Annotated in this window: 16 protein-coding genes; 9 read left to right on the top strand and 7 right to left on the bottom strand. The window is 69.7% G+C overall.

Going from position 1 to position 17,462, the window contains the following annotated elements; translation table 11 throughout:
* The 4 genes from VFV19_00360 (at window position 1) to VFV19_00375 (ending at window position 3,901) form a co-directional block, all read left to right on the top strand.
* Window positions 1-672 (top strand): methyltransferase domain-containing protein, encoded by a 672-nt coding sequence (locus VFV19_00360; GenBank protein ID HEX4822743.1) that lies wholly within the window; start codon window positions 1-3, stop codon window positions 670-672.
* Window positions 673-733: 61 nt separating this feature from the next.
* Window positions 734-2,848 (top strand): hypothetical protein, encoded by a 2,115-nt coding sequence (locus VFV19_00365; protein HEX4822744.1) that lies wholly within the window; start codon window positions 734-736, stop codon window positions 2,846-2,848.
* Complete coding sequence (locus tag VFV19_00370; protein HEX4822745.1) at window positions 2,845-3,432, top strand: cohesin domain-containing protein; 588 nt, start codon at window positions 2,845-2,847, stop codon at window positions 3,430-3,432. Before VFV19_00365 ends, VFV19_00370 begins: the two co-directional genes overlap by 4 nt.
* Before the next feature lie 10 nt (window positions 3,433-3,442).
* Complete coding sequence (locus VFV19_00375; GenBank protein HEX4822746.1) at window positions 3,443-3,901, top strand: hypothetical protein; 459 nt, start codon at window positions 3,443-3,445, stop codon at window positions 3,899-3,901.
* A gap of 321 nt (window positions 3,902-4,222) precedes the next feature.
* On the opposite strand, the gene VFV19_00380 is transcribed toward VFV19_00375, so the two are convergent.
* On the bottom strand, window positions 4,223-5,095 hold the full coding sequence (locus VFV19_00380) for a LysR family transcriptional regulator (protein HEX4822747.1): 873 nt from the start codon (window positions 5,093-5,095) through the stop codon (window positions 4,223-4,225).
* Window positions 5,096-5,191: 96 nt separating this feature from the next.
* On the opposite strand from VFV19_00380, the gene VFV19_00385 reads away from it, so the two are divergent.
* Both VFV19_00385 and VFV19_00390 read left to right on the top strand, forming a co-directional pair.
* Window positions 5,192-8,188, top strand: coding sequence for an AIR synthase-related protein (locus VFV19_00385; GenBank protein HEX4822748.1), 2,997 nt, complete (start codon window positions 5,192-5,194; stop codon window positions 8,186-8,188).
* Window positions 8,181-8,978, top strand: a complete 798-nt coding sequence (locus tag VFV19_00390; protein ID HEX4822749.1) for a phosphoribosylformylglycinamidine synthase subunit PurQ — start codon at window positions 8,181-8,183, stop codon at window positions 8,976-8,978. The genes VFV19_00385 and VFV19_00390 overlap by 8 nt, the downstream gene beginning before the upstream one ends.
* On the opposite strand, the gene VFV19_00395 is transcribed toward VFV19_00390, so the two are convergent.
* Window positions 8,950-10,221: an MFS transporter gene (locus tag VFV19_00395; protein HEX4822750.1), complete on the bottom strand. Its 1,272-nt coding sequence runs from the start codon at window positions 10,219-10,221 to the stop codon at window positions 8,950-8,952. The genes VFV19_00390 and VFV19_00395 overlap by 29 nt on opposite strands.
* Before the next feature lie 64 nt (window positions 10,222-10,285).
* Between VFV19_00395 and VFV19_00400 the strand changes: the two genes are divergently transcribed.
* The 3 genes from VFV19_00400 to VFV19_00410 are packed head-to-tail and all read left to right on the top strand — an operon-like array spanning window position 10,286 to window position 11,819.
* Window positions 10,286-10,798, top strand: coding sequence for an RNA polymerase sigma factor (locus tag VFV19_00400; protein ID HEX4822751.1), 513 nt, complete (start codon window positions 10,286-10,288; stop codon window positions 10,796-10,798).
* Window positions 10,795-11,271 (top strand): hypothetical protein, encoded by a 477-nt coding sequence (locus tag VFV19_00405; GenBank protein HEX4822752.1) that lies wholly within the window; start codon window positions 10,795-10,797, stop codon window positions 11,269-11,271. The genes VFV19_00400 and VFV19_00405 overlap by 4 nt, the downstream gene beginning before the upstream one ends.
* Window positions 11,268-11,819, top strand: coding sequence for a DUF4252 domain-containing protein (locus tag VFV19_00410; protein ID HEX4822753.1), 552 nt, complete (start codon window positions 11,268-11,270; stop codon window positions 11,817-11,819). Before VFV19_00405 ends, VFV19_00410 begins: the two co-directional genes overlap by 4 nt.
* Here VFV19_00410 and ilvE read toward each other — a convergent pair whose 3' ends face one another.
* The 5 genes from ilvE to hflX all read right to left on the bottom strand — a co-directional run bounded on the left by ilvE (window position 11,820) and on the right by hflX (window position 17,446).
* On the bottom strand, window positions 11,820-12,713 hold the full coding sequence (gene ilvE, locus VFV19_00415) for a branched-chain-amino-acid transaminase (GenBank protein ID HEX4822754.1): 894 nt from the start codon (window positions 12,711-12,713) through the stop codon (window positions 11,820-11,822). It abuts the gene before it with no gap.
* Complete coding sequence (pdxT, locus tag VFV19_00420) at window positions 12,710-13,327, bottom strand: pyridoxal 5'-phosphate synthase glutaminase subunit PdxT (protein HEX4822755.1); 618 nt, start codon at window positions 13,325-13,327, stop codon at window positions 12,710-12,712. Before pdxT ends, ilvE begins: the two co-directional genes overlap by 4 nt.
* Before the next feature lie 5 nt (window positions 13,328-13,332).
* Window positions 13,333-14,223, bottom strand: a complete 891-nt coding sequence (gene pdxS, locus VFV19_00425; protein ID HEX4822756.1) for a pyridoxal 5'-phosphate synthase lyase subunit PdxS — start codon at window positions 14,221-14,223, stop codon at window positions 13,333-13,335.
* A 25-nt stretch (window positions 14,224-14,248) separates the two neighbouring features.
* Window positions 14,249-15,757 carry a PLP-dependent aminotransferase family protein gene (locus VFV19_00430; protein HEX4822757.1) on the bottom strand — a complete coding sequence of 503 codons (1,509 nt, stop codon included), beginning with the start codon at window positions 15,755-15,757 and terminating at the stop codon, window positions 14,249-14,251.
* Window positions 15,758-15,832: 75 nt separating this feature from the next.
* A complete protein-coding gene (hflX, locus tag VFV19_00435; GenBank protein HEX4822758.1) occupies window positions 15,833-17,446 on the bottom strand; it encodes a GTPase HflX in 1,614 nt (537 codons plus the stop codon).
* Between the last annotated feature and the right edge of the window lie 16 nt (window positions 17,447-17,462).

A 17,462-nucleotide genomic window follows, 5' to 3' on the forward strand; every position in this document is an offset into this window, starting at 1 on the left:
GTGGACGACGCGTCGTTCCGGCGTCTCGTCGATCGGACCGCGCGCCGTTACGTGGCGTCGGGCCGCTTCGCGATGGGCATGGCCCGCGGGAAGCTCGCCGGCGACCCGGTCTACCGCGCGCTCCTCGAGCGCGGGATCGCCGAGTCCCCTTCGCTCTCCGATCTGGGGTGCGGACGTGGGCTTCTTCTGGCGCTAGTCCTCGAAGCGGCGGACGGCCGCACGCCTCCCGCTCTCACCGGCGTCGAGGTCGGCGGGTCGCTCGCCCGGCAGGCGCAGGCCGCGTGCGGTGCCGCCGCGACGATTTCCATCCAGGATCTCGCCACGGCGCCGCCGGTCCCTGCCACCGTGTTCGCAGCGATCGACGTGCTGCACTACCTCGCCTCGGTCGACCAGGACCGCCTCCTCGAGCGGATCGCCCGGGTGCTCCCGCCGCGCGGACGGCTCTTCGTCCGGGAGGCGGACGGCGGCGCGGGCGCGGGCTTCCGCGCGGTCCAGGCGAGCGAGCGTTTCTTCGCGCTCCTTCGAGGAGAGGGCCGGCGCCCCTTCGCCTACCGCTCGGCGGAGGACTGGCGGCGGCGGCTGGAGTTGCTCGGCTTGGCCGTCGAGGTCACGCCCATGGGTGCGGGGACGCCGTTCCGGAACGTGCTGCTCGAAGCCCGCGCCTCGGCTTGACAGGCGGGCGGGTGCTCTCTACCGTCGGTTGTCCCTCGTGCGGTCCGGGAGGCTCTCCTCGATGAAGTCGGCCAGGCTCGCGGCGGGCGCGTTCGCGCTCGCGCTCGTCGCCGGTCCCGCGGCCGCGGCGACGAACTGGTACGTCGCGACGACCGGCACCGACTCGCCGACGTGCGGCACGACGACCTCTCCCTGCAAGACGATCCAGCATGCGATCGACCTCACCGACGACGGCGATACGGTGATCGTGGCCACCGGTACGTACGCGGAATGCATCGTCGTGGTGCCCGGCACCGGCCCCGGCGCGATCACGCTGGTCGCCGCGGGCTATCAGACGGGGAGCACTCCGGGCCTGGCCGTGCTCGACGGCACGGGCGTCTGCGACGTCGCAAGCGCGGCCCCCGGACCGGTCGTCACCGTCAACGACCTCAGCACGGTGTCGGGGTTCGGGATCATTAACGGCGGGCGGTCGGGTGTCCGTGGCCTGGGCGCGGTGACGATCTCCTTCAACATCATCTCGGGCAACACGACCGACGGGAACGGCGGCGGCGTCTCTCTCACGACCGGCTCGTTCCTCACCGACCCGACGAAGTCGGCACTCATCGGATCCAACTCGATCCACGACAACACCGCGCAGGGAGACGGCGGCGGCGTCTTCGTCGACGCATCCGCGGCGGGCGTGGCGAGCGTCGCGACGGTCGACACGAACGGCGTCTTCGGGAACACGGCGGGATCGGCGGGCGGCTTCGCGTTCACCGCGCACGGCGGCGGGATCGCCGTCATCACCGACACCGCGAGCGATACCGACACGTCGACGGTCGCCGTCACCGGCAACTCCGTCCACGACAACACAGTCAAGAGCCCGACCGGCGGCGCGATCTCGACCGGCGGCGGCATCTTCGTGCGGACTGCCGGCATCAACGGCCTCGGCACGGAATCCGTGACGGTGGGCGGCACCGGAACGGCGGTGAACGCCGTGCGTCTCAACACGTCCGAAGGGATCGGCGGCGGCATCTCCGTCGTGATGGCGCCGCGCGACGGAGCGGCCGACACGATCACGGTCGTGGGAAACGACGTCTCCGTCAACACCGGGCGTCTCGGAGGCGGCGGCATCCACGCCCAGACGATCGCGTCGGACCTGAGCACCGGCACGAGCGCGCTCCACCTCGACGCGAACATGATCATCGGGAACTTCGCCCAGAGTCGTCCCGCGGATCCCGCGGCCGTCGGAGGCGGCGGCCTCTACCTCGACGCCTCGAGCTTTCGCAGCGCCTCCGGCTTGCTCGCGCTCGACCTGACGAAGAACCAGATTCGCGGCAACCACACGATCGTCTTCGGCGCGGGAGCGACGCTCAGTCTCTTCGCGAACGACGATCCGCAGGACGACGGCGCGACCGCCCCGTCGGCCGTCGCGCTCACCTTCGAGAACAACCTCATCGCGACCAACGATGGCGGCACCGCCGGCACGGCGTTCGGCGGCGGGGTCGCCGTCTTCGCACGCTCGCGAGGCGCGCAATCGACGGTCACCGCCACGCAGCGTTTCCTCACGGTCGAAGCGAACGTCGCGCCCGCGGGCGCCGGCGGCATCGATTGGAGCGCGCTCTCCGAGGCCGACTCGATCGGCGGCGTCGGCGCGATCGCGCTCGAGCTCTCGAACTCGATCGTGCAGGGGAACGACGGGTTCGGCGTCGGCGGGTCGGTCGTCCCCGGAGGCGCGATCACGACGACGGTCGCGTACAACGACGCGCTCGGCAACGTCGCCGGCGATTACGCACCGGGGCTCGGCGCTTCGAGCGGAACGAACGGCAACATCTCGGTCGATCCCGGCCTCGACACCCTCTACGTGCCGCTCCTCTGCTCGCTCACGATCGATGCCGGCGATCCCGCGCTCTCGCCCGCGAACGAGCCGGAGCCGAACGGGAACCGGGTCAACATCGGCCATCTCGGCAATTCGATCGATGCGGCGCGGACCCTGCCCGACGTCAACGGCGACGGCGTCGTCGACGGCCTCGACGTGATGGGCATCGCCGTCTCCTTCAACGCCGCAAGCGGCGATCCTCGCTATTTCGCCGCCGCCGACCGCGACTTCTCCGGTCTCATCGACGGCGACGATCTCGCCTACGTCGCGGCGTTCTTCGCGCAGAGCTGTACCGCTCCGACAGGGAGTACCCCGTGACGATCCGACTTCCTCTGTTGGCCGCCGTCCTGACGGTGCTCGTGACGGCCTGTGGCGGCTCGTCGACGTCGACCACCTCGGCGCCCAGCGCGCATTTCACCGCGGACACTCCGTCCCCCGGTCCCTACACCGTCGCGCTCGCCCATGCCTCGGCGAACGGCGCCGCGGTCACGATCAAGGTCACCGTCACCGGCGTGCCGAGCTTCTTCGGCGCCGCGTTTCATATCACCTACGACCCGGACGCCCTCCTGTTCGGAAGCTGGGACTACAGCTCGTCGTTCTTGTCACAAGGACTGGTCTCGCCGGGCGACGTCTTTTTCAGCGAGGACCACACGACGATCGGCGGCACCATGGTCGTCGTCGCCACCCGGGTCGATCCCACGGTCGAGTCCCCGGTCGACGTCACGACGACGTCGACGCTGTTCACGGTCACCTTCATTGCGCGCAAGGCGATCGCCGCGGGCGCCGCCGACGGTCGCGTCGACTTCGGCGATCCGAAGCAGGTGTGCGACGGGACCGTCAATCCTCCCGGCTGCAACCCGATCACCGTCACCTGGTCCGGCGGCGGCCTGTCCGCCAAGTAAAGGAGCGGAGATGTCGGGCGTCGTTCTTCCCGCGCTGATCCTGAGGTGGTGTCACATCGTTCCGGCGGTCGTCGCCGGCGGTGCGACCGTCTACACCTTTCTCGCGCTGATCCCCGCGCTCGGCGAGCTCCCCGCGGCCGAGGCTGCACGCCTCCGCGAGGCGGTCGTCCGCCGCTGGCGCGTGGTGTTCATGGTGTGCGTGACGCTGCTGCTCGCGAGCGGACTCCTGAACTTCCTGTTGTACCAATCTCCCGCGCACCGCGGACAGGCCCTGTACCACGGCATCTTCGGCATCAAGTTCCTCGCCGCGCTCGTGGTGTTCTTCCTTGGATCCGCGCTCACCGGCCGCTCCGCCGCGCTCGCGCAGATCCGCGCGAACGCGCGCTTCTGGACGGGCGTCAGCGCGGCGCTCGTGATCCTGATCGTTCTGCTGTCGGGGATCCTTCGCGGAATTCCCGCGGCGAACTGACTGTCGACTTCCCCAAAAAAGAAGGGCACGCGGGAGAGGGGGGGTCCCGCGTGCCCGGCACAGAGGAGGGTTGTCGGTTCGGTGTCTTCGACGCCGGGCCAACACCGATTGATACGTACGACAACCCCTCAGTGTTGACGTCGCATTGCACTCGCTTGCGGCAATCACGTCCGCAGAGGAAAAAAAAGGCACGCGAGAGGCTCGCGTGCCCAAGTCGTTGGGGAGGTCAGGTGGAATGTTACCGAGAGTCGCGAAGTCTCTTCGCTTCTTTAGCGATTCCGCGCTGCACCTACTCCGCAGCCCCGGAAAGTAGCGGATACCTTAAATTCCTTTCACGATCTCGATGAATCGCCGCGAGAGCTCCGAGGTGGGAATGCCCGCTCGCGACGCGATCGAATAGGAAATCGGAGGGATCCCGCGGATCTCGCGGCGCGCGATTCCGGCCGCACCCTCCGCCCCGGGGAACGCGATCGCGGGGACGAGGGCGAGGCCGAGTCCGGCGGCGACGAAGCGCCGGACCAAGGCGAGGTTGCCGACCTCGATCGCCGGACGGAACGGTAGGCCCTTGCTGGTGAACGCGGCCTCGAGGTGACGCCGGAACCCCGACCCGGGCTGGAGCGCGACCATCGGCTCGGATGAGAGGCTCTCCAGGGTCGCCGGGCGCGGGAACGTTCCGCCGCGGCGGATGAAGAGGTCGACGGCGCTCGACGCGAGGTCCGCGACGTCGATCCCCGGCACGCCCTCGGGCCGGCCGGTGATGAGGGCGACGTCGACCTCTCCCGCGCGGAGCGCCTCGAGCAGCCGCGAGGTGGGGCCTTCGAGGACGCGCACCTCGATCCCCGGACGCTCGCGCCTCAGCGCGGTCAGTGCCCGGGGGAGCCGCTCGCGACCGAGCGCGTCTCCGGACCCGACGCGCAGCTCCGAGGCACCGGCCGTGGCGACACCCGCCGCGCGATCGACCTCGGCCAATCCTGCAAGGGCGGATTCCGCGATCGCCAGCAAGCGAGCCCCCTCGGGGGTCAGCGTCATGCCGCGGGCGTGCCGGCGGAAGAGCTTCGTCTTCCACGACGCCTCGAGCGCCGCAAGGCGTGCCGAGAGGCTGGGCTGGGTCCGATTCAGCCGCTCCGCCGCGCGCAGCACGCTGCCGTGCCGGGCGATCGCGACGAACGTCTCGAGAGCCGCCGGGTCCGCCATGGCGCCCATGATATCGTCTAGGTCAATACCTTGTAGTCGAGCAATCTCTTGGATCTTATAGCTCGCGCGCGCTAACGTGGCCCCGGAGGGTCGTCCATGGTCCATCGTCTCGAGATCGCATCGCGGCCGGGGCTCGCCGATCCACGCGGCGCGGCGCTGGTGCGCGCCGCCCGCGCCTTTCTCGGACTCACGCTCCGCGCGGCGAGGACGCGCGACGTGTATCGCATCGACGCCGCCCTCTCCGACGAAGAGGCCGCGCGCGTTCTCCACGAGTTCGTCGACCCCGTCGCCCAGCGCGGGTCGCTCGGACGTCACGACGACGGCGCGTTCGACGTCGCGGTGACGGTCGGGTTCAAGCCCGGCGTGACCGACCCTGTCGGCAAGTCCGCCCGCGTGTGCATCGAGGACACCCTCGGCCGGCGGCTCCGCGAAGGCGAGGCCGTCTATACCTCGACGATGGTCCTCCTCGACGGCGCCGGCATCGAGGACGCCCGCCGGATCGCGACCGGCATCCTCGCGAACCCCGTGATTCAGACGATCGAGGTCGCGGCGTACGAGGCCTGGCGATCGGCGCCTCCCGATCTCACGGTGCCGAAGGTGGCGGAACACGCGCGCCCGCCGGTCCGGCGCGTTCCGCTGCACGGCTCGGACGACGAGCTCCTCGCCGTCTCGAAGGAGCGCCTCCTCGCGCTGACGCTTCCGGAGATGAGGGCGCTCCGCGACCACTTTCGGGACGCCGCGTCGGACCCGGGTCGCACGGCGGCCGGACTCGGCGCCGATCCGACCGACGTCGAGGTCGAGTGCGTCGCCCAGACGTGGAGCGAGCACTGCAAGCACAAGATCTTTAACGCGACGATCACGTATCACGAGCCGGGGAAAACCCCCGAGAAGATCCCGTCGCTGTTCGCGACGTACATCCGCGGCGCGACAAAGACGATCGCCAGCCCCTGGCTCGTCTCGGTCTTCCACGACAACGCGGGCGTCGTCGCGTTCGACGACGAGGACCACCTCGTCTACAAGGTCGAGACGCACAACTCGCCGTCCGCGCTCGACCCGTACGGCGGCGCGATGACCGGGATCGTCGGCGTGAACCGCGACCCGTTCGGCACCGGCCGCGGGGCCGAGCTGCTCGCGAACGTGTGGGGCTATTGCTTCGCGTCGCCGTTCCATGAAGGCACGCTGCCGGCCGGGCTCCTCCACCCCCGGCGCATCCGCGACGGCGTGCACCGCGGGGTCATCGACGGCGGGAACCAGAGCGGCGTCCCTTACGGACGCGGGTTTGAGCTGTTCGATGCGCGGTTTCTCGGAAAGCCGCTCGTCTTCTGCGGGACCGTCGGGCGTCTTCCGAAGACGATCGCCGGATCGCCCGGCGAAGCGAAGACGGTGACACCCGGCGACCGCATCGTCATGGTCGGCGGCCGCATCGGCGCCGACGGCATCCACGGGGCCACCTTCTCGTCGGCGGCGCTCGACGAGTCGGCCCCGATCCAGGCGGTGCAGATCGGCGACCCCATCACGCAGAAGCGCATGTTCGACTTCCTCCTCGAGGCGCGGGATCTCGGCCTCTACGCGTCGATCACCGACAACGGCGCCGGCGGGCTCTCGTCGTCGGTCGGGGAGATGGCGAAGGCGTCGGGGGGCGCGATCCTCGATCTCGCGAAGGCCCCGCTCAAGTACGCGGGCCTCGCCCCGTGGGAGATCTTCCTCTCCGAGGCGCAGGAGCGAATGACGCTTGCCGTCCCCGAGGCCGACGTCGATCGCTTCTTGGCGCTCGCGGCCCGGCGCGAGGTCGAAGCGTCGGTCCTCGGCACGTTCACCGACTCGGGCTTCCTCGTCGTCACCTACGGCGACGAGACGGTCGGCCGGCTCGACATGGAGTTCCTCCACGAGGGCGATCCCGACCTCGATCTCACTGCGCGGTGGTCGCCGCCGGCGTGGGACGAGCCGGCGTCGGCGCCGCCGGGCGACCTGTCGGCGTCGCTCCTCGCGCTCATGAGCCGCCTCAACCTCGCCTCGAACGAAAACATGGCCCGGCACTACGATCACGAGGTCAAAGGGCTGACGGTCGTGAAGCCCTGGGTCGGCGTGCGGAGCGATGTGCCGGCCGAAGCGACGGTCTTCCTCGCCCGCCATGGCGGTCGCCGCGGTTACGTGCTTTCCGAGGGGATCAACCCGTTCTTCTCCGATCTCGACACGTACGCGATGGCACAGGCGGTCCTCGACGAGGCGGTGCGGAAACAGCTCGCGGCAGGCGCGTCGATCGACCGCATCGCCGTCCTCGACAACTTTTGCTGGCCCGATCCCGTCGCCTCCGCCGCGACCCCCGACGGCGAGTACAAGCTCGCCCAGCTCGTACGCGCCTGCCGCGGCCTCGCCGACCTCGCGATCGCGTACGGGACGCCGCTCATCTCGGGGAAGGATTCGATGAAGAACGACTCGACGATGGGCGGGGTCAAGATCAGCGTTCCCCCGACCCTTCTCGTCTCGGCGCTCGGCCAGATCGACGACGTCGTCACCGCGGTGACGCTCGATCCCAAGGCCGACGGCGAGCGCGTCTACCTCCTCGGGACGACACGCGACGAGACCGGCGGGAGCGAGTACCTGCGCTGGCGCGGGGAGCGCGACGGCCTCGCGGCCGAGACGGGGAAGCCCGCTCCCTACGTCGGACGCACGGTTCCGGTCGTCGATCCCGCGACGACCCGGCCGCTCTACCGCGCGCTGGCCGAGGCGACGAGGCGCGGTCTCGTCCGCGCGGCGGCGGTGCCGGCCAAGGGAGGACTGGCCGCCGCTCTCGCCCGGATGACCATGGCCGCCGAGATGGGAATGCAGCTCGACCTCGACGGCTGCGCCGATCTCCTCGCTCTCGAACCGGACGTCGCGCTGTTCGCGGAATCGTGCGGCCGCTTGGTCGTCACCGTCGCTCCCGAGCACGCCGCGGCGTTCGAGGCGCTCTTCGCGGGGAGCGCTTGCCGCCCGATCGGAACCGTCACGACGAAGCCGTACCTCCGCGCGACCATGAGGCGGAAGCTGCGGCTCGACCTCCCCGTGGCCGCGATCAAGGCCGCGTACAAGGAGGCGCTCGCCCATGCCTAGGCCGCGCGTCCTCGTCATCACCGGCCTCGGGCTGAACTGCGAGGCCGAGACCGAGGCCGCGTTCCGTCTCGCGGGCGCCGATCCGGAGAAGGTCCCGCTCCTCGATCTCCTCGACCGCGGCACGGGCAAGCGGCTCGCCGACTACCCGATCGTCGCCTTCATCGGCGGCTTCGCCTTCGGCGACCACCTCGGCGCCGGATCGGTCTTCGCGAACAAGATCCGCTGGCGGCTCTACGACGACCTCCTCGCCTTCATCGGAAAGGGTGGTCTCGCGATCGGGATCTGCAACGGTTTCCAGACCCTCGTGCGGCTCGGGATGCTGCCCGGTCTCGACGGCGACTACCGGACACCGCGCGCGACGCTCGCCCCGAACGCGCGCCCCGGTTACCGGGACGCGTGGGTGCGCGTCGGCTTCGATCCGGCCTCCCCGTGCGTCTGGACCCGCGGGATCGAGACGATGGATTTGCCCGCGCGCCACGGAGAAGGCCGGTTCGTCACCGAGCCGGATGTCGCGGCGCGTCTCGATCGCGAGCACCTCGTCGCCGCGCGCTACCTCGGCGCCGACGGAAAGCCGACCGAAGCGTGGCCGGACAACCCCAACGGGTCGGAAGGGGGCGTCGCGGGCGTGTGCGACCCGTCCGGCCGGCTCTTCGGCCTCATGCCCCACCCCGACGCCTATCTCTACCCGTTCCATCATCCGCAGTGGACGCGGAAGCGCGCCCTGGGAACTCTGCCGGCGGAGGGCGCGGGGCTCGCGATCTTCAGGAACGGGGTGGCGGCGGTGAGCTAGGCGGCGCGGTGACGTAGTCCCTGACGATCGGAGTGGCCCACGCGACGACCGCGACCGCCGCGACGGTCGCGAGCCCACCGGAGACGACGGAGACCGTGGCGCCGAGCGTCGCGGTGGCGAAGAGCGAGGCGAGGAGCCCCGCCTCGAGCTCGCCGAGCTGCGGTCCGCCCATGAAGAAGATCATGTTCACCGATGTCATCCGCCCACGCATCGCGTCCGGGGTGATGAGCTGCCGCAGGATCTGCCGCACGACGGTCGAGACGAGATCAGCGAGACCGGCAACCGCCAGCGCAAGGAACGTCAGGAGGTAGCTGCGGGAGAGCCCGAAGACGACGGTCGCCGTGCCGTACCCCGCGACCGCCCAGAGGAGCACCCGTCCCTGGCGCGCCGGAATGGGATGCAGCGAGGTGTAGAGCGAGCCGGCGAGCGCGCCGAGCGCGGGCGCCGCGCGCAGCCACCCGAAGCCGACGGCGCCGACCTTCAAGATCTGATCGGCGAAGATCGGGAGGAGCGAGTTGGCGCCGGAGAAGAACGTCGCGATGAAGTCGAGCGCCATCGTCCACACCATGATCGGGGTCGAGAAGACGAAGCGCAGACCCTCCCTGAGTGAACGCCACGGCGTCTCCCCGTGCGCCGTTCCCTCGACCTTTCCCGAGGCCCGGAGCGAAAGGAGCGTCATGAGCGTGCCGAGGAAGGAGAGCGCATTGACGAAGTAGATCCAGGCGAGCCCGCGGGTCCCGTCCGCGGACGCCGCGATGAGGACGCCCGCGAGCGCCGGCCCGCCGATCATCCCCACGTGGAACATCGTGAGGTTCATCGCCAGGGCGCCCGGGAGGTGCTCGCGGGGAACGAGGCGCGGGATCAGGGCCTGCCGGGCGGGGTTGTCGAACGACCCGGCCGCCGAGGTCATCCCGGTCAGGACGTAGAGCGTCCAGAGGGTCTCGTGCCCCGTCAGGGTGAGGAAACCGAGGAGGGCCGCGACGCATGTCATCGTCGTTTGCGTCGCGAGCATCACCTTTTTCCGGTCGTACCGGTCGGCGACGACCCCTCCCAGGAGCGAAAACGAGACGATCGGGATGACCCGGGAGAGGCCCACGAGCCCGAGGGCGAGCGGGGATTTCGTGAGCAGGTAGACGTGCCAATCGACCGCCGCGACTTGCATCTGCGAGCCGGTCAGGGACACCATCTGCGAGGTCCAAAGCCAGCGAAAATCGCGATGCCGGAGGGATTCGTACGGTCGCACCGCCGCTCACTCTAGCAACCCCTCCGCAACTTTCGGCGGCCGCCGGCGTTCCTAGGCTTGGACGATGACCACGACCGAATTCCAGGCCGCCGTTTTGGAGCACAAGGATCGCGTGCACAGCTACGCCCGTTACCTCCTGCGGGACGCCGAAGATGCCTCGGACGTGGCGCAGGAGTGCCTCGTCCGCCTGTGGCGCCATCGCGAGCGCGTCGACCCTGGGCCCGGCTGCCGGAACTGGCTCCTCCGCGCCGCGCACAACCTGTGCGTCGACCGCATGCGCCGGAAGGGCAAGCACGTCGAGGTCAGCCAGAACGACACCTCGCCGGAGCCCGTCGACGGACGGCCGGATCCGCTGCGCGTCGCGCAATCCGGGGAAGCGGCGCGTCGCCTCGAAGCGGCGCTCCTCGAGCTCTCCGAGCGCGATCGCGCGGTCGTCCTCCTCCGGGAGGTCGAGGGACTGCCCTACGAGGAGATCGCCTCGACTCTGGGATTGAACTTGGGAACCCTGAAAGCGACCCTTCACCGGACGCGCGAGAAGCTGCGCACCGCCCTCGTGCGCGCCGAGGTAACGCCATGAGCTGCGATCGTGCACGCGACCTGATCCACGAAGCGCTCGATGCCGACACTCCCGCGCCGCTCCAGGGCGAGCTCGTCGACCATCTCAAGGTCTGCAACGCGTGCGCCGAGCTCCTGGAGGATCTCGAACACCTGCAGCTCGATCTGCGCGAGCTTCCTCGCGTCCCTCTGCCGCCGGCCGCTCTGGACGCGGTGTGGCATCGGACGGTGCGCGCACCGCGCTCCCGCACCTCGCTCGTCCGCGCCGCTGCCGCCGCGGTCGCGGTGACGATCCTCGGCGCAGGCACGCTCTACCTCGTCAACTCCCCCGATCGCGGGCCGTCCCGGGCCGAGGTAGCCAAGGCCCAAGCCCAGGCCCAGCTCGTCCTCGGCTATACCGCCCGGGCGCTCGCCGCGACGCGCGACGCGACCGCCCGGCACGTCATCGAGGACAAGGTGTCACCCGCCGTCCGTAACTCCAGGAGATCGTCATGACCTCGCTCCGCGCTCTTTCCGTCGCCGCCGTTCTCGCCGCAGCGTCCTTCGCGCACGCCGAGTCGCCCGCCTCGTCGTCCGCGGGGTACGTCGACGTCAACGCCTTCCGTGCGCTCATCGACGAAAACGCAGAGGTCGTGGAGGTCAACCTCGAGGGCGCGATCCTCCAGGCCATGGCCAACAGCAAGGACGGCGACGATCCGGGCTCGAAGGACCTCTTCTCGAAGCTCAAGGCGATCCACGCGGTGATCGGCACCGTGAAGGGACCGGCCTCCGAGGCGCTCGCGCTCGTGAAGAAGACCGACGAGAAGCTCGCGGCCGCGGGCTGGCAGCGCATCGCGAGAATCAAGGACGAGTCGTCGACGGTCTCGGTGCTGACCCATACGACCGGCGAGAAGATCGACGGACTCGTCGCCCTCATCTTCGACACCGACGACAAGGAGATCGTCTTCGCCAATCTGGCCGGCGAGATCGATCTGAACCGCATCGGCGAGATCGGCGAGAAGCTCCACGTGCCGGGGCTGAACGGTGTCCCCGGCCTGCACTGATCAGCTCTTCGCGACCGCCCCCGCGTACGGGACTGCGATCCCGTCCTTCGTCCGCCGCTTGCGGAACTCCTCGAGGAGCTTCTTCGTGACGGCCCCCGGCTTGCCGGTGCCGACCTTGCGCCCGTCGACGGAGATGACCGGCATGATCTCGGCCCCGGTTCCGGTGAGGAAAACCTCGTCCGCGTTGTAGAGGTCGTGCAGGCCGTAGTTCCCCTCTTCCGTCGGCATTCCGAGCGCGACGCCGATCTCGAGCACCGTCGCGCGCGTGATGCCCGGCAGGGCGCCGTTCATCAGGTCGGGGGTCTTGAGTCCGCCGTCCGCCACGAAGAACAGGTTGTCCGCCGTGCACTCGGCGACGCGGCCCTGGTGGTTGAGCATGACCGCCTCGAGCGCCCCCGCGCGGCGCGCGTCGAGCTTCGCCATGATGTTGTTCAGGTAGTTGAGCGACTTGATCCGCGGGTCGAGGCACTGGATCGGGATCCGGCGGACCGAAGAGGTGACGATGTTGGCGCCGGTCTCGTACAGCTCCTTCGGGTAGAGCTTGATGTCGGCGACGATGATGACGACGGTCGCGTGCTCGCAGTTCGCCGGCTCGATCCCGAGGTCGCCCGGGCCTCGGGAAACGACCAGGCGGATGTAGGCATCTCGCTTGTCGTTGGCCGCGACGGTGTCGAGCACCGCCTGCGTCATCTGCTCCGGCGTCAGGGGGATCTCGAGCGCAATCGTGTGCGCCGAGCGGTACAAGCGGTCGATGTGCTCCTTCAAGCGGAAGACGTTGCCGTCGTACGCGCGGATCCCTTCGAACACGCCGTCGCCGTAAAGAAAGCCGTGATCGAACACCGAGACCTTGGCGTCTTCCTTGCCATAGAGCGTGCCGTCGACGTAGATCTTCACGAAATCCTCCCGGCCGGAACGAGACCCCCGGCTTCTGCCTTCGTCTCGCGCTTCGTCATGGCGACGAAGTACGCGTGGACCGAGCCATGACGCGTGAGCTCCGGATGGAACGTGAGCGCGAGCACGCGTCCCTGCTGAACGAGAACCGGCTCGCCTCGGTGCGAGACGAGCGGAATGACCGTCGGGCCGAGCGCGCGGAAGCGCGGCGCCCGGATGAACACGGCGTCGAGAGAGCCGCCGAGCGCCGCCGGCGCGTCGAGCGTCGTCTCGAACGAGTCGACCTGCCGCCCGAACGCGTTCCGCTCGATGCGCGCGTCCAAGAGTCCGAGGCTCTCCTGCTCCGGCACGACCTCTCGCGAGAGGAGGATCGCGCCGGCGCACGTGCCGAGGAGCGTGCCGCCCTCTTCGTGGAACTCCCCGAGGGCGTCGAACCACGGCTCGTCGGCCATGAGGTTGAGGAGCGTCGTGCTCTCGCCCCCCGGAATGACGAGACCGGCCAGGCCCGACAGCTCCCGCACGCGGCGTACCTCGACCGGCTCGACCTCGAGCGATCGAAGGCGGCGAATGTGCGCCGCGAAGCCGCCCTGGAGCGCCAGGACTCCGACCTTCGTCATGCGTCTCACCATCCCCGGGTCTGCATCAGCTCGCCTTCGGGGAGCTTCGCCGTCTCGATGCCGTGCATCGCGTCGCCGAGCCCGCGCGAGACTTCGGCGACCGTCTTGGGGTCGCGGTGATGCGTGGTCGCGCGGACGATCGCCTTCGCGCGGACCGCCGGATCGGCCGACTTGAAGATGCCGGAGCCGACGAACACCGCCTCGGCGCCGAGCTGCATCATGAGCGCCGCGTCGGCCGGCGTCGCGATCCCGCCCGCGGCGAAGTTCGGCACCGGCAGCTTGCCGTCCGCGGCGACCATGCGGACCAGGTCGACCGGGGCACCGAGATTCTTCGCCTCGGTCATCATCTCCTCTGGGCCGAGCATCGTCAGGCGCTTGATCCCGGACTGAACCGAGCGCATGTGCCGCACCGCCTCGACGATGTTCCCGGTGCCCGCCTCGCCCTTCGTCCGGATCATCGCGGCGCCCTCGCCGATCCGGCGAAGCGCCTCGCCGAGGTTCCGGCAGCCGCAGACGAACGGCACCTTGAACGCGAACTTGTCGACGTGAAACTCCTCATCGGCGGGGGTCAAGACCTCGCTCTCGTCGATGTAGTCGACCCCGAGCGCCTCGAGCACCTGCGCCTCGGCGAAGTGCCCGATCCGGCACTTGGCCATGACCGGGATCGTCACCGCCTTCATGATCTTCTCGATCATCGCGGGGTCCGACATGCGCGCGACGCCGCCGTCCCGCCGGATGTCGGCCGGCACGCGCTCGAGCGCCATGACCGCGCACGCGCCGGCATCTTGCGCGATCCGCGCCTGCTCGTCGTTCGTGACGTCCATGATGACGCCGCCCTTGAGCATCTCCGCGAGGCCGGTCTTGAGCCTCGTCGTTCCCGTTTCCGTCTTTGCCATCGTCCTCGCCTCCGTCCACCCACGATCAGAGAATCGGTACCGCCTCGAACGCTCGCTCGCGCGTGCCCGCACGATCCTTCGGCCAGCGGTCACGCAGGAGATCGCCGAGCACCCGGATCCCGGCGCGAATCTGGTCTTCCGTCGCCGAGGAGAAGGTCAGCCTCAGCGTGTTCTTGCCCGTTCCGGCGACATGGAAGAGCGAGCCGCGCCCGACGAGCACGTCGCGCTCGCGGGCCGCGACGAACAGCTCGTCGCCGTCGACCGCCTCCGGCAAGGTCACCCAGAGGAAGAGCCCGCCGGCGGGGCGCATCCAACGCGCACCCGGCGGGAAATGAACGCGCATCGCCTCATCCATCGCGAGGCTGCGCGACCGGTACGCGGTGCGCACGCGGGCGAGATGCTCCTCCTGCCCGCCCTCCTCGATGAACTCGTGGAGCGCCGCCTGGACGAGCGGGCTCGTCCCGCAGTCCTCGATCTGCTTGAGCGCGATCAGCCGGTCGCTCACCGGATCCGGCGCCGCGACCCAGCCGACGCGCAGGCCCGGCAGGAGCTTCTTCGAGAAGGTGCTCACGTAGAGCACGTGGCGTCCTCCGTCGAGCGCGTGAAGGGTCGGGAGGTCCTTACCCTCGAACCGCAGGTCGCCGGCCCAATCGTCCTCGACGATGAAGCACCGGTGGCGGAGCGCGATCTCGAGGACCCGACGGCGGCGTTCTTCTCCCATGACCCGCGCGGTCGGGTTGTGGAAGGTCGGTTGCAGGTAGATCACCCGAGGGCGGTGCCGCTCGAGCGCGAGCGCCAGGAGATCGGGCCGGATCCCCTCGTCGTCGAGCGGAACGCCGACCGGGCGCGCGCCCAGCGCGGACAGCACGCTGATCGCGCCGGTGTACGTCGGGTCCTCGACGACCACCGGATCGCCTGGATCGACGAACGTGCGGAGCGCCAGCTCGACCGCCTGCTGCGAGCCGTTCGTGATGAGAACCGACGACGGCTCGACCGGCGCGCCCCGACGGGTCATCTCCGCCGCGATCGTCTCGCGGAGCGGACCGTAGCCCGCGGTCGGCCCGTACGACAGCACCTCGGAGCCGCGCCGCTCGAGCGTGCGCTTCATCGAGCGTGTGAACGCGTCGATCGGCATGAGGTCGGCGGCGGGGTATCCGCCGGCGAGCGAGATCCCCTCGTGCGATGTCGCGACCCGGTAGATCGTGAGGAGGCTCCCGACCTTCGACCCTTCGACCGCACGCGAGAACGCGCCGAACGAAGCGTCGGCCACCATCGACCGCGGCTCGCGCGTGCCGACGAGGAACGTCCCCCGCCCGGTCTGCCCCGTCGCGACGCCGGTCTCCACGAGCAGCTCGTACGCCGCGATGACCGTGTTCCGATTCACGCCGAGCTGCTTCGCGAGATCGCGGGTCGGAGGGAGCTGCTGGCCGGCGGTGAGGCGCCCTGCCGCGAGGGCGAAACGGATCCCATCGGCGATCTGCCGGTAGACCGGGAGAGCGCCTTCGAGCTCGATCGTGAGTCCGGGGATTGTCATGGTCCGCCTTAACCCTCTTGGCCTACCTAGGCTGAGGATTGTACGGCGGATTTGCCACCTTGCAACTAAGCCGAGCTAGGCCAATTGAGTATTCAGCCTCGAAGCGGCCCGATCCTCCGCGAGCAGGTCGTCGACCTTCCTGAGAAGCGCCTGGATCCCCTCCCGCTTGAACGCGGAGATGGCCATCGCTCCAGGGTAATTCTCGAGAATGTGGAGCACGAGCTGCGGATCGACGGCGTCGGCCTTGTTGAAGACGAGGAGGCGGCGCATGTCGCGGTGCCCGAGCTCTTCCAGGATCGAGGTGACCGCCTTGATCTGCGCTTCGTGGCGCGGGTGGGACATGTCGACCAGGTGGACGAGGAGGTCGGAGTCGCTGATCTCCTCCAAGGTCGCGCGGAAGGCGGCGAGCAGGTCCTTGGGGAGGTCACGGATGAACCCGACGGTGTCGTTGATGACGATCTCGCGCTCGCGCGGCAGACGAAGGCGCCTCGACGACGGATCGAGGGTCGCGAACATCCGCTGCTCGACGAAGACCTCGCTCTTGGTGAGCACGTTCAGGAGGGTGCTCTTCCCGGCGTTGGTGTAGCCGACGAGCGACACGACGGGGACGTCGCGCTCGCGGCGACGCGCTCGACGTTGCTCGCGGCGCGTGCGCTCGGCCTGGAGCATCTTCTCGAGCGACTTGATGCGGTCGCGGACGCGGCGGCGGTCGACCTCGAGCTTCTGCTCGCCGGGGCCGCGGCCGCCGATGCCGCCTTCGAGTCGTGAAAGGCCGGAGTCGCCGCGGCTCATCAGGCGCGGCAGCAGGTACTTGAGCTGCGCCAGCTCGACCTGGATCTTCCCTTCATGCGTGCGCGCTCTTCGGGCGAAGATGTCGAGGATGAGCTGGGAGCGGTCGATCACCTTGATCGCAGTCGACTCGGCGATCGCGCGGGCCTGCGCCGGCGTCAGGTCCTGGTCGACGATGATGTAGTCGGCCTGCAGGCGCGACGCGCGGATGATGAGATCGTCGAGGCGCCCGGAGCCCATGAGCGTGCGCGGGTCGAAATGGTGGCGCCGCTGCACGATCCGCTCGACGACGCCGAGGCCGGCGGAGGTCGCGAGCTCTTCGAGCTCGTCGATCGACTCTTCGCCGGCGATGCGGCTGCCGGTCGTGACGTGGACGAGGATCGCGCGCCCGGCCTTGCCGGAGACGCGCGTGCGCTTGCGCGTGCGCTCGAACTCTTCTTCGAGCGCGCCGATGAGATCGAGGAAGTCCTCGTCGATCAGGCTCGCGGGGCGCGGCGGCAGCAGCCGGTAACGCTCGCCGTCGGCGACGACGTCTTCGACGTGACGCTCGCGCGCGGGGCGAGCGAGCCCTCGCGGGACGATCAGGTCCGGCCGGCGCGGGGGCTCCTTGGCGGCGCGGCTACGCTCCCGCTCCTCGGCGGGAAGAAGGTGCGCGATGCGCACCGGCCCGGGCGTCCCGTCCTCCTCGACGGCGACGACCGCCATCGCGTCGAGCCGGTGCAGCGCGAGCGGCGAGAGATCGGTCGGTGTGAGCGGCTCGTCTTCGCGCTTCGTCGCGATCCACCGGAGGGTGCAGAAGCGGTCGCGCCCCGAGGGCGCCGACGGCTCGCGCGGAACGTCGACGCGGCGCGCGTCGCCGATGGCGACGCGCTCGATGCGGCCGCCGCGATCGACGAGCACCCCGACGCGCCGCCCG

Source organism: Candidatus Polarisedimenticolaceae bacterium (assembly GCA_036275915.1).
GTDB lineage: Bacteria > Acidobacteriota > Polarisedimenticolia > Polarisedimenticolales > DASRJG01 > DASRJG01.

Coding starts and splice junctions, on each gene's coding strand:
- VFV19_00365 (HEX4822744.1), top strand. CDS start 734: ATGAAGTCGGCCAGGCTCGCGGCGGGCGCGTTCGCGCTCGCGCTCGTC.
- VFV19_00375 (HEX4822746.1), top strand. CDS start 3,443: ATGTCGGGCGTCGTTCTTCCCGCGCTGATCCTGAGGTGGTGTCACATC.
- VFV19_00380 (HEX4822747.1), bottom strand. CDS start 5,095: ATGGCGGACCCGGCGGCTCTCGAGACGTTCGTCGCGATCGCCCGGCAC.
- VFV19_00385 (HEX4822748.1), top strand. CDS start 5,192: ATGGTCCATCGTCTCGAGATCGCATCGCGGCCGGGGCTCGCCGATCCA.
- VFV19_00390 (HEX4822749.1), top strand. CDS start 8,181: ATGCCTAGGCCGCGCGTCCTCGTCATCACCGGCCTCGGGCTGAACTGC.
- VFV19_00400 (HEX4822751.1), top strand. CDS start 10,286: ATGACCACGACCGAATTCCAGGCCGCCGTTTTGGAGCACAAGGATCGC.
- VFV19_00405 (HEX4822752.1), top strand. CDS start 10,795: ATGAGCTGCGATCGTGCACGCGACCTGATCCACGAAGCGCTCGATGCC.
- VFV19_00410 (HEX4822753.1), top strand. CDS start 11,268: ATGACCTCGCTCCGCGCTCTTTCCGTCGCCGCCGTTCTCGCCGCAGCG.
- pdxT (HEX4822755.1), bottom strand. CDS start 13,327: ATGACGAAGGTCGGAGTCCTGGCGCTCCAGGGCGGCTTCGCGGCGCAC.
- pdxS (HEX4822756.1), bottom strand. CDS start 14,223: ATGGCAAAGACGGAAACGGGAACGACGAGGCTCAAGACCGGCCTCGCG.
- VFV19_00430 (HEX4822757.1), bottom strand. CDS start 15,757: ATGACAATCCCCGGACTCACGATCGAGCTCGAAGGCGCTCTCCCGGTC.